This is a genomic window from Bacteroides sp. 51 (genome assembly GCF_010500965.1).
Taxonomy (GTDB): Bacteria; Bacteroidota; Bacteroidia; order Bacteroidales; family Bacteroidaceae; genus Bacteroides.
Window position 1 is genome coordinate 63,499 of record NZ_QVMI01000017.1, and the last position, 12,765, is coordinate 76,263.

At 44.8% G+C, this 12,765-nt stretch carries 7 protein-coding genes; all 7 read right to left on the reverse strand.

Features of this window, described 5'->3' with window-relative positions:
* Positions 1-41: 41 nt before the first annotated feature.
* The gene (locus D0T87_RS13630) at positions 42-3,215 is read right to left on the reverse strand and encodes a SusC/RagA family TonB-linked outer membrane protein (RefSeq protein ID WP_163175689.1); all 3,174 of its coding nucleotides are present in this window, start codon (positions 3,213-3,215) and stop codon (positions 42-44) included.
* Between the two features lie 113 nt (positions 3,216-3,328).
* A complete protein-coding gene (locus D0T87_RS24975; RefSeq protein ID WP_304521306.1) occupies positions 3,329-4,972 on the reverse strand; it encodes an aldo/keto reductase in 1,644 nt (547 codons plus the stop codon).
* A gap of 103 nt (positions 4,973-5,075) precedes the next feature.
* Complete coding sequence (locus D0T87_RS13645; RefSeq protein WP_163175690.1) at positions 5,076-6,020, reverse strand: sugar-binding domain-containing protein; 945 nt, start codon at positions 6,018-6,020, stop codon at positions 5,076-5,078.
* 322 nt (positions 6,021-6,342) lie between these two features.
* Positions 6,343-7,029 carry a carbohydrate-binding protein gene (locus D0T87_RS13650; protein WP_163175691.1) on the reverse strand — a complete coding sequence of 229 codons (687 nt, stop codon included), beginning with the start codon at positions 7,027-7,029 and terminating at the stop codon, positions 6,343-6,345.
* 235 nt (positions 7,030-7,264) lie between these two features.
* Entirely contained in the window at positions 7,265-11,251 is a 3,987-nt protein-coding gene (locus D0T87_RS13655; protein ID WP_163175692.1) for a two-component regulator propeller domain-containing protein, read from the reverse strand.
* Positions 11,252-11,415: 164 nt separating this feature from the next.
* Positions 11,416-12,183, reverse strand: coding sequence for a biotin--[acetyl-CoA-carboxylase] ligase (locus D0T87_RS13660; RefSeq protein ID WP_163175693.1), 768 nt, complete (start codon positions 12,181-12,183; stop codon positions 11,416-11,418).
* Positions 12,170-12,523, reverse strand: coding sequence for an MmcQ/YjbR family DNA-binding protein (locus D0T87_RS13665; RefSeq protein WP_163175694.1), 354 nt, complete (start codon positions 12,521-12,523; stop codon positions 12,170-12,172). The genes D0T87_RS13660 and D0T87_RS13665 overlap by 14 nt, the downstream gene beginning before the upstream one ends.
* Positions 12,524-12,765 lie beyond the last annotated feature (242 nt).

Below are 12,765 nucleotides of genomic sequence, written 5' to 3' on the forward strand. Positions count from 1 at the left end.
TGTATATCTTCTTTATAAATGAGTTAAAATTTGAGGTCTCTTTAGAACTTAACATTAACATTGAAACCATAGCTCTTGCGCGATGGCAACGAACCATATTCCAGTCCCATACCTGTAGTGTTGTTGTAGTTGGAGTCCGGGTCAATGTTAGGAATATTCTTCCATACGATGAATGGGTTACGGGCAACAAATGAAAGTGTAAGTCCTTTAACAGCTTTCTTTAACCATGGTTTGGGTACGGTGTAGCTAAGTGTTATTTCGCGACACTTTACATAGGAGTTGTCGTAAATAAACATAGATGGTGCATTACGGGCTACATTCATCCAGTAATCTTCGGGATTGATGTAGATGTCGTTGGCGCGATAGGTGCCATCGCCATTGTCAATTACACCGGGAGCGATAAAACCACCTGTCGGAGTCCATGACTCAGAACCTTTGGCAATACCGGCTGCCTTACGCTGTTCTTCTGACTTATACCATTCTTCACGTCCAACAAGGGTTTCTTTGCTCTTGCCCGACTCGTAGGAAGTACGGGCCGACATGGAGTAGAGGTCCGCACCCACCTTTACGTCAAAGATAGCCGAAAGCGAAAGGTTTTTGTAGGTCAGGGTAGTGGTAGCACCTCCCGTCCAGTCCCATGAAGCGTTACCCAATACATGGTTGCTTTTGTCATATTCCGGCAATCCGGTTTGTGCATCAATAAGAATGTCACCGTTTGCATTGCGCTTGAAGTCGGGACCTACGATGGAGCCGAAATTCTCGCCCACCTTGGCGGCTACTTGTACATCGAGCCAGCTGGCTTTTTCGAGTTCAAACATATCCATATCGTCTACAAGCTTCTTCACTTTGTTACTGTTCTTCGAGAAGTTCAGGTTCAAGTCCCAGGAAAAGTCTTTGGTTTGGATAAGGCGTGTGTTGAGCGCAATCTCTATACCTTTATTTTCTATTTCACCAGCGTTGATGAGACGATAAGTGTAACCCGATGCCCAGGAACTGGCCATACTCATAATCTGGTTTTTACTAGTCTGTGTATAATAAGTAACGTCAAGACCAACGCGGTTTTTCAGGAATTTCATCTCCAAACCTACTTCGAATGAATTGGTTTTCGTTGGTTCCAGATCCTTGTTGGGAATGGTGTTGTTGTGAATATAACCGATGGTGTAGCCGGGATACGTAAACTTGGATTTGCTGTAAACCAATCCCAACTGATAGGGGTCAGTGTCGCTACCTACTTGTGCCCACGACATGCGCAGTTTTCCATATGGCATGATGTCGCCCAGCTTAGTCAGTTCGGAGAATACGAAGCTACCCGAGAATGACGGATAAACATACATATTGTTGCTGATGGGCAGGGTAGATGATTGGTCACCGCGCAGGGTGGTGTCGAAGTACAACAGGTGTTTCCATCCCAGGTTAACGGCTCCGTAAACCGAATTGATTTGTTTGCGGTAGCTGTTCTGCTCTATGCTGATTTCGTTGAAGCTCATTAAGGCCACTACATCGCGGATCTGCATATCTTGCGCGGTGGTAACGGTGGTCAGGTTGTTCACCTTGTAAACGTTTCCGCCAAGGGTGGCGCTGAAGTCGAAGTCGCCCCAACTGTTGGTGTAAAGAGCAAGCGCTTCAAAGTTATACATACGGTTGCGGAAGTTACTGTTCTGTAGGCGTCCGGCTTCAAAACCGGGTGTGGTAGGGGCTTTAAAATCCTCGAAGGAAAACCAGTTGAGGCTGGCACCCATGGTTCCTTGTAGCTTCAGGTGTGGGGTGATGTTCCAAACGGCTTTACCGTTGAAACGGAACTGGTCTTTCTTGGAGTTGTTGGAGTTCTTATAAATATCCCAGTAAGGATTCACGTTGTAAGGGTCCATGCCGTTCCAGTTGGAATAGTTACCGTTTGCATCCTGATAGGTTTTGAGCCACGCTTGGTCATACGTAGTAGAGAGCGTCATCAGGTTCTTTCCGATGTTAGATTTGCTATCACCCAGTGCCGGACGATTCTTCACGTCCTCGCGTGTATAGTTGGCGCTGAGGTCTAAGTCTACTTTAGACAACGTGGTGTTGACGCGTAGATTGAAGATATCACGGCTCATATTGGTTTGTGGCACGATATCTTTATTCCGCATATCCGTGAATGTAAAGCGCATTCCTGTATTGCCATTGTTTGTGCTAACAGTGGCGGTATTGGTGGCTGTGAGACCGGTGCGGAAGAATCCCGAAGTATTGTCGGGTATAATAAGGTACGGACGTTCCACACCGTCGAAGTATTTCAACATGTTTGTCCCATCGGCTTTTGCTCCCCAGCTTTTGTTGGTATTGGATACGGCGTCAATATTGTAGACTCCGTTGCTACCCATACCATACACCTCCTGTAGGTCATCCCATTTGGCCAACTGTGTGTCGAAAGTCAGCGTTCCGTTATATTCTACGCTGAATCTTTCCTTATCGTTGGCTCTTTTGGTGGTGATAAGAATCACCCCGTGGCTGGCGCGACTACCGTAAAGTGCCGAAGCGGCAGGACCTTTCAGTACAGACATGCTTTCGATGTCGTCGGAGTTAATGCTCGAAATCCCGTCGCCCAAGTCGTACCCGCCGGATGTGCCGGCGCTACCATAGTTGGTATTGTCCAAAGGCACGCCGTCAACCACATACAGAGGCTGATTGTTTCCAGTCATCTCGGTGCTACCACGCAGAATAACACGTGCCGAACCCGAAGCGCCACCAGCCGTTTGGCTAACCACCAAGCCGGGTACTTTACCAGCCAGAGCATTGATTACGTTGATTTCTTTGGCTTTTTCGAGTTCATCTCCTCTTACCTCACTGAGTGCATAACCCAGGGCTTTCCTTTCGCGCTTAATGCCTAAGGCGGTAACCACCACCTCTTCGATCATCTTGCTGTCTTCGGTCAATGTGATGGACAGGTAGGTTTGATTGCCAACTGTTACTTCTGCTCTTGTATACCCAACGTAGCTTGCAACAATCACTGCATCTCTGGATGCTTCAATATTAAATTCTCCGTTAATGTCGGTAATGACTCCTGTTGTAGTGCCTTTCACCAGGATGTTGACCCCGATAAGCGGTTCGCCAAGTCCGTCTTTCACTACACCTCTTACCTTGGAAGTCTGTTGGGTAACGCGAAGATTTACTGCATCTTCTGCATATCCATAAAAGGGAATGAATAGCAACAGGCCTAGAATTAGAATGAGTTGTTTTTTCATATTTATAATTATTAGATTGTGATTAAATCAAAGGCAAATATAGACTGTGAGGTACGGGAACCGGGTTAGAAAACTAACGAAATAGGTTAGAAAACTAACGGATTTCACTTTATCTATTCCCATTCGGGAAACTGAGTTGTATTCAGGTCCAGTGTGGCAATTTGTTTCATGTCGGTATCATCCAATTCAAAGTCGAATATATTCAGGTTTTCCAGCATATACGCCTTTTCTGTTGTCCGGGGAATGGTGATGATTCCACGTTGGATAATCCATCTCAAAGCAACCTGGGCCGTGCTTTTATTGTACTTTTTGCTGATGGCTACAAGCACAGGGTTATTAAATATGTCGCCACGACCAGCTGCCAGGGGCGACCATGCTTCCATTTGTACACCCATTTCTTTCAAATCTTTCTGAGCCTCAAACTGTTGGAAGAAAACGCTGGTCTCAATTTGATTGATTGCAGGTTTGATTTCGGCATAGGACAGTAATTCGTTAAGTTGTTCTGTACTGAAATTGCTTACACCGATTGCACGGATTTTTCCCGCCTTATAAAGTTCTTCCATTGCCTTCCACGAACCTTTTATATCTTTGTGTGGGCGTGGACGGTGAATCAGATAAAGGTCAACGTAGTCTACCCCCAGTTTCTTTATCGATGTTTCGAAACCTTTTCTGGCTGCTTTATAACCCATGTCGTCTACCCATAGTTTGGTGGTGATGAAGAGGTCTTTGCGGTCAATTCCGCTTTTCTTGATGCCTTTCCCAACAGACTCTTCGTTGCTGTATATGTTGGCGGTATCAATCAGCCGGTAACCCAATGAAATGGCATCGGCTACGGCATTTTCGGCTTCTAAACCATTCAGAGGACTTGTCCCGAAACCGAGTGCCGGCATTTGTATACCATTATTAAGTGTAACCATCGGTACAGGTGTTTTCTGATAAACCCTGACGTAATCAATTTCGTAAACAGCCGGCAATGCGGTATCGTCTACACCATTCATACCACCCCAGTCGCCACCCCAAGCCAGATTTAGCTTAAGAAAGAATGGCTTATCGAACGGCCAGGTTGCTTTATTGCCTGTTTTATCATTGCGGTAGATGAAATGTGCTTTCCCATCAACAAATCCCATGATGTATTCGGGAGTCCACTCCAAACCATATACGTGGAAGTCCGATTCGGCGGTTGGTACGTATTGTTCTCCGTTTCTTTGAATGCCTATGCGATGGTTGTATGCGGCGCAATGAACGGCGGATGATGTCCAGTTGGGACGAACGCCGACTTCTTCCATAATATCAATTTCCCCATCATCGGGCCAGGTTTCAAAGTCCCTCGGGATCATCCAGAAAGCCGGCCAGGTGCCTTTACCTCCGGGAAGTTTAAGACGAGCCTCGAAGTATCCATACGTCCAGCTTTCGAAGGTATTCAAACGGGCGGAAATAACTTCGTCTCCACTCTTTTGGGCTATGATCTTCAGGGTGCCGTCTGTAATTACGGCGCATGTATCTGTACCGTGAGTGGTGGGTACGTAGTTCTGGATTTCATTGTTTCCCCAGCCGTGGTTTCCGGTTTCATAGTACCAGCGCGATGTATCAGGTAGCACTGGTCTGCCATCAGTTGAACGGGCATCATTAAACTCCTCCTGCCAAACCAATGAGTAACCGGCAGGGTTGAATTGATCGGACGTTAACGCTTCCTGCGCTTTACTTCCGATTGCGATAAGCGCTAAAAAATAAAATAAGATTAAACGTTGTTTCATCATTTCTGTGGTTTATTGAATTATTTATTCTTATACTCTTCTTGTTTTTTCTTATAATACTCCTGCATTACGAAGAACGCTTTTTTCTTTATTCCTCTATCCGAGATCAGTCCCTTACGGTTATAGAAGTCTTCAACAAGATTTGCTTTCCTTTGGTTCCGATGGTTCTGAAACCAATTTCGTCGGTAATCTGTTCATTGTTATGTTTCACCAGTACCTGGTATAGTTTCGGATTTTCGGGCGACCATAGAACCGGTTTTGCTTTTGCACTCAGCGAAGCTTTGCCTTCAACATCGGTGGTTAGTTCCTGTTTAATTTTCAGTTCGGGGATTTCTACCGTAATTTGTTGTCCGGCAATGGCATGGTTCAGTTTCACCCAACCGGTAATTTGTTGTTGTACTCCTTTGAGTAGCTGGATGTTATAATATTCGATGTACGTTTCGGGCAATACAGACAGGATCACATCGCGCGTAATGCCGCCATAGTTCCACCAGTCCATATTAACGGTAGGCACATTGTCGCGATGGTGTTTGTTGTCCACTTTTACTACGACAAAGTTAGCGCCACTGGTGATTTGTTCCGTTACGTCGAAGTTGAAGGGGGTATAACCGCCTACATGTTCTCCTGCCTTGGAACCATTTACATATACTTTCGTATCGTAATTGGCTGCACCGAAATACAATACATATCGTTTGCCCGACTCTTTCTGCACTTCAAAATCTTTCTTGAACCAAACGGTTCCTTCATAAAAAAAGAGTTGATCGTTCTGGGTATTCCAATCGGATGGGATATTCATCAGAGGCGACGCATCAAGATTATATTCGATCAGTTCCTGCGGGTTTTGAGGCTTTTGATTTTTGAAGAAACCGTTCTTCAGAGGCATTAGGCGGTAATCGTAATATCCGTTTTCAAGAGGGTCTACTACATAGTTCCACTTACCGTTAAGGCTGATGTTCTCGCGATCGAAAATGTTAGAAACCAGTGGAACTTCCCGGGCGGAAAGGGATGTAGCATTCCACAATACGATAAATAAAGTAAATAGGTTTTTCATTATTATTAGTTTGGTTTAACAAGTGGAATAACTGTGCAGCTTATTCGGAGGCTACGCGGCTTAATCCCGAAAGCAATATTACAGATTATTAGCCTAATCAGAGGTTTGAAAACTGACGGATTGGGGTTTAAATTCTAACGTTTAACAGTTGCAGAGAGGCAAGTTTATGTGTAAACTCCACTAATTTTATGATATAATCCGGCGCGGATTACGCGGATCGCACAGTTTGCAACGACATACCGCTGTAAATTGTGCAATCGGCCCAATCCGCGCCAAAAGAAGAATTATTCCACCGCGAGACAGTTTCTTTTAATATAGTGGCTTATTGTACAGGCTCAAAACTTAATATTGCGTAGTTCATCTGCCCTATTTTTTCTGTTTTCAGTGTAATGGTCTGAACACCTTCGGAAAGGGTAAGGGGCTTTTCGCCTGTTACTCTGTTCCAATGATGCCACTGACGGGTAGTGTTAGGATCGGCCCCATCGAATGTAGAAGGAATGTCAATAGTTACAGACTTGCTGCTGTTATCTGCCGTAATAGAAATCTCCCCTCCCTGGTTGGAGGTATAGAGTACGCTTATGGCATAAGTGCCGGATTGTTTGACGTTTACCGTGTATTTTATCCACTCTCCCGGTTCCGTCCAGCCCACATAAAGAAGCTCTAAAGACATTTCAACTTTATTGTATTCTGAAATATCCCATTCGGCTTTTGTATATGATATGTCGACTCCTTCATTTACGCGGAAACTGTGCAGATAACTACCATCAATTGGGTTGAGAGAGCCACTTCCGTTGTTCGTTGTGTCAATATCATGATAGGCTATCCCTTCACCACCAAAATCATAATATGCACAATATACATCACCAGGAATGACCTGAGGAGTAGTGGAGAACTTTTCATCTTTAAAGGGAGTTCTGGCTTCTGATTCTGTTTTTGTAGAACTTGTTTTTTGCGAGCATCCACCTAAGATGAAAAGGAGGAAAACGGCAACAATTGATCTGGTTTTCATGGTAATCAAATTTAAAGGGGTGAGTAAAGTGTATGAATGTGGTTGCAAAACTAATGGGTTAACGGATTAAATCAAAGGAAGTGATCCCTTCTTTTATTGATTTAAAAAGGTCGTTGCCATCCCATTGGTATCACTACGACATCCCACTGGTTTGCCTAGGGCATCCCAAACATATGGTTCGGCCTTGTTTTCTGGTAGAGAAAGTATCAAGAAGGTGGACAGGCACCACAAAGGGTTATGGCACAAACTTACTTGGAGAAACCCCATAGTGTTTTTTAAAAGCTGTACTAAAGTACTTGGCATCCGTAAACCCTATTCTCAGTGCCACATCCTGTACCGGTACGTTTTGTTGCAGGAGGTTGGCTGCCTCTTTCATGCGGATAAGTTTGATGAACTCATTGGGTGCCTGGCCGGTCAGCGATTTCAGTTTCTCGTAAAAAATGGTGCGGCTCAGTGCCACCTCACGGCAAAGGGTATTGATGCTGAAATCGGGACTCGAAATATTATCGTACACCAGCGCTATGCAACGATCCAGAAATGCTTTATCCATGTCGGACATTTGATCCAGACATTTCTCTTCTTCTTGATTGCTGGCCGATGCCTCCAACGTATGGTTGAGGAAGTATTCGCGCATGATTTTGCGATTGTTCAACACGCCCCAGACCTTGGTTTTGAGTATTTCGGTGTCAAAAGGTTTTGTTAAGTAATCGTCGGCACCGCTTTCCAGCCCCTGCAGGATGGCACCTTTTTCTGTCTTGGCGGTGAGTAGAATCACGGGGATGTGTGAGGTGGTGAAATCGGTTTTCACCCTTCGGCAGAGCTCGTCGCCTTGTATACCTGGCATCATGATGTCCGAAATGATGAGTTCCACCGATTTATCAGCCAGGTAGGCCAAAGTCGATTCACCGTCGGGCATGTCAATGACCTGGTACTTGTTTTCGAATGTTTTCTTTAGGTAGAAGCGCAGTTCGTCATTATCTTCTACCACCATGATCCGTGTTTTGGAGGGATCGTTTTCAATACTATTTCCTGTTTCCGTTATCGGGTGATGAGGTACATGCGCGTCTTTCACTGTTGAATTCAGTGTGTTTTGCGGTTGTCCTTTATCAACCTGAATGTACCTGGACAGGTGCTTGTGACCTTTCCGAAAGGTTGCCAGGAAAGTCGAGCCTTCTTTCTCTACGCTTGTGAACGAGATTTTTCCTTTATGCAGCTTCATTAATCTACGGGTGAGTAACAGCCCGATACCGCTTCCGGTTTCTTTGGAGTTTACGGCATTCTCGGCCCGGTAGAAGTTGGAGAAAATGTACTGCTGAGCTTTTCTTGGGATACCAATTCCGCTGTCTTTTATCTCTACAAATACCTTTTTATCGTTATGGCGAACGGTCATTATTACTTCTCCACCCGGAGTGGTGTACTTTATGGCGTTAGAAAGAAGGTTGTCGAATATCTTATCCGCTTTATCTTTATCCAGCCAAAGGTATAAAGGTTCTTCGGGCAGTTCGAGTTGCAGCCGGATTTGTTTGTTGTGGCATAACGACTGAAAATTGATGGCCTTTTCGCGCAGGTAGGCCTGAACGTTATACTCGGATACTTTCAGGCCTGTACTTGTTGTGTCTGTTTTCTGAAAATCTAATAGTTGTGTAATTAAATTGTAGAGTTTCTCGGTATTGTTCTGGGCAATCTGTAAGTACCTCCTTCCATTGTCCGACAGGCTGCTCTCTTTGTCCAGGTCGCCCAGCGGTGCCATGATGAGTGTTACCGGAGTGCGGATGTCATGGGCTGTATTGATGAAGAACTGAATTTTATCGGAAAAGTGTTTCTTCTCCATCTTGTTGGCAAAGAATCTCCACACGAAATACGTAACGCCAAGAAATAGTGCAATGTATAGAATCCAGGCCGCGAGGGTGTTCCAGTAGGGTTGGGCTATGTGGATGTGGAGTGTTTTCTCGTCGAGCGTATTCTTGCCGTTTTCGCTCATGCTCTTTACTTTAAACACATAGTTCCCGGGGGGGATGTTGGTGTATCTTACACTCAGGTCTTCGTTCGGGGTGCTCCAATGCTGGTCGAACCCTTCCATCATATACGTGTACCGGATATCCTGTTGATATTGGTATGAAACAGATATGAAGGAAATGAGAAACGAGTTTTCATTATACTTGAGGTTAATTTCTTTTCCCTCCTGCAATGTGCGGTTGAAGTGCAACTGCTTATTGGTGCCGTCGGTATGCGACTTTTGGGGTACCTCGAAGGAGGTAAAGTGTAGTGGTGCTTTGTATATCTGCTTGCTGAAGTGATCGGGGTGAAAGTGAACCGCTCCTTTGGTGCTTCCAAAGACAAAACTTCCATCTTTGAGTTGGGTGTAGGACATGAAGTTGAATTCATTGGCCAGTCCTTCCAGAAAACCGATGTTGGTGATTTCGTAGGCGTGGGAGGGGTCGATGTAGGCCAACCCTTTGTCGGTACTAAGCCATAGCCGCCCTTCCCGGTCGGGCAGTATGGCGTAAACATAGTTGGATGGGAGCCCGTTGGCGGTAGAGTAGGTTGTTGCCTGTTCAGTAGTGAGGTCGAAAAGGTTGATGCCGCCTCCGTCTGTGCTGAACCACACCTGGTTGGGTGTGGCAAAGTACATGGAATAAATGAAACTATTGCTTTTAGTGCCGGCCAATCTGGGTTCGGAAAAATAATGCTTAAATATCCTGGTGTGTTTATTTAATAAGTAAAATCCGTTGACTGTGGCAATAGCTATCGTGTCGCGGTTTACAATGTTTATGGAGTTAACCAGGTCGATGTTGTAATAGGTGAAAGACTCTTTCCGGTCCTTACCTGGCGGAGTGTATTTAATGAGGTTGCCGTACATACCTCCAAACCAGAGCTCGCCGTCTTCGTCTCTAACTATGGAATATATATAATTAGTGGTCAGGGTGCCCGCCTGTTCGGCTGCGATGTGTTTCCGTATTCCCGTGTTTTTGTTTATGCAATAAACACCGGTGCTGTATCCGCCTGCCCACACATTTCCTTGATTGTCGCTGCATAACGTGAGAAATACATTTTCTTTCAGGAAGTGTTTCCATGTGTGGCTTTGCCCGATATACACACTGATTCCCTGATCTGTGGCATACCACAGGTCGCCATCGTGGTCTTCGAGAATGGCATTTACATGGTTGTTAATCAGCGATTGCGGATTCTTATACTCGTGTTGAATGATTTCGAAAGAGTATGTCTTTGGATTAGCCACGGTGACGCCTCCCGTATAACTTCCAATCCATAGGTTGGCTGCAGTGTCCTTGTAGATGGCGTAAATTCCGTTTCCGTTAAGTTTACCGTCTTCTTCCTGGTTAGCGTTTGCAAAACTCCACACACTTGAAACATCGCGACGTATGGCATAAACTCCTGCACCATCTATGCCCAATAATAACGTTTCCGAATCATAAGGAGTGATAGCGCGGTAAGGTAGGGAAGGTAACTGTTTTAGCTGAGGGTAAAGCCGGAAGCGGTTGGTGCGGGTATCCATTATAGAAATGCCATCATTGAAACTTCCTATCCAAAGCAATGCGGTGGTGGTGTCATAAAAAACAGATTGGATATTACCCCCAGACAACAATACCGTGAGCTTCTGGTCCGATAGACTAAGTTCGTAAAGCCCTTCCATTGTGGCAACGTACATCTTCCGGGTGGTGGGTGAGTAGGTAAGGGTGTTTACGCATTTATCGTTCAATAGGTTAATGATGCCGATGCCTTTGCGCAGACAAAAGAGACCGTTTTTGAGACCTATCCAGAAGTTGTCTTTCTCGTCAATATATAGATCGTTCAATGAAATGCCTTCTTCGACGAGTGCTGTTACATCAATTTCCAGGTTAAACCTGTCGCAAACAGGATCATATCTGAAAATCCTAGCAGCATTGGTATACGCCCACAGTTGGTTATGACTATCCCGGATCAAGCGGATGATCCGGCCGGAGCCGTCTTCAATAATATCCTCCCCGAACAGGTTGTAGTTCTTTACATTGCGCCCGTCATAACGGTCTACTCCCGATTTGGTAGATATCCAAATCATGCCGTTTTGTCCTTCTATAATATTGAATACCCGTTGGTTGCTAAGTCCTTCTTTGGTGGTGAGGTATTGATAGGTAAAAGAATCGCTCACCATTTGTTTCTCGCTTTGCGAAAACGAAAAGTGAACAAGAACGAATAAAAAAACAAGTGTAAGTATGTACCTCATGGTTTTTTCATTGGATCGCAATAGCAAGTGTGTTTTTCTGGGTTAATTATACAAAGATATAAAAGTTTGGTAAACACAAAGAGGTTTTGGCATAGTTTAAATACAGTCTCACCCTGGTCCTCTCCAAAGGAGAGGGGATGACTGCGCGATCCGTGTACTAGCTGTTACTTCTTATCTGAGGGTGTAAGTGAGTATTGTACTTCTTTGAATGCATACTCTCTTTCTTTCCCGTCCAGATCTCTCAGTATAAGCGTGCCCTGCGGCTTAACACAGACAATGCTTGCCATAAACTCACCCGAATGGTCGCTGTAAGCATGTGTACCCTCTTTCCGGAATAGCGATTGATGGTAACATTCACTGACTTCCTGCGCTTCCCCCTCTTTTAGAAGCGCATAATTATCCATAATCCGGTGGATAATTCCGTTCAGAATGGCAGTGGAATCATGTTCCTTTCCTGTAATCTGCCATAGCGAAACCGGATTGGGAGCCTGACTGTGAAACTGTTGCTGGTTAATATTAATACCTATTCCGGCAATGCTCTTCTGAATAGAACTGCCTAACAGATCATTCTCAATAAGTATGCCACAGATCTTTTGCTCCTTCCAGTATATATCATTGGGCCATTTAATGGAGAAACCATCTGAGAACGTATCCAGTTCCTCCTTGATAGCCAATGCTATAGCCTGAGATAGCAGGAATTGTTTCCGTATCTCCAGAAAGTTCGGGTATAAAATGATGCTGAATAATAGGTTCTGTCCCTTTGCTGATTCCCAACTATTGCCTCGTTGCCCTTTCCCTGCTGTCTGGTAATCAGCCTTGATAACGGTAAACTCCTCAAGCTTTTCTTTTGTAGAGAGTGCCGTTAAATAATTACTCGTAGAATCTGTTTCCGGCAAATAAATAACAGGAAGTGCTGCTTTAAAGCTCGTCATACTCGGCACGCATCTTCTTGGTAAACTTCCTGAGTACCTCTTCGTAGGAATGATCAATCAGGTCCTTTATCAGTTTATCGTCTACATCCTGATCGAAGAAAACCTGATTCCAGTATTTCTTATTAAAATGATAAGCACTTTCTATTCCATTATATTTATCGCGTAGTTCAAGTGCGTATACCGGATCGCATTTCAATGCAATCTTATTAGCCGATTCAAGATCAATCAAAGCAAACATCTTATCCATCACCTTGACTACAAGTGAGGTGTCATCAAAAGGAAAAGATTCGGTGACAGCTTTCTTGCTTAAACAATACTCTCTAACAGATTCTATATTCATAATCTTAAATTTTAGGGACGGTTCGCGAACCGCCCGAAAATGGTTTTCACACTATGTTGTGAGGGTGTGTCATAAGTCTATTTCGTCACGTCATTGCGAGGGTTTACCCGAAGCAATCCAACTCATAAATTAATCATACACAGCCTGGGTTGCTTCACTGCGTTACCAATGACAATATCCACCCCCTGCCCCCGCCAGCGGGGGATACCTGCGGCATCGTATCCCCCGCTGGCGGGGGCAGG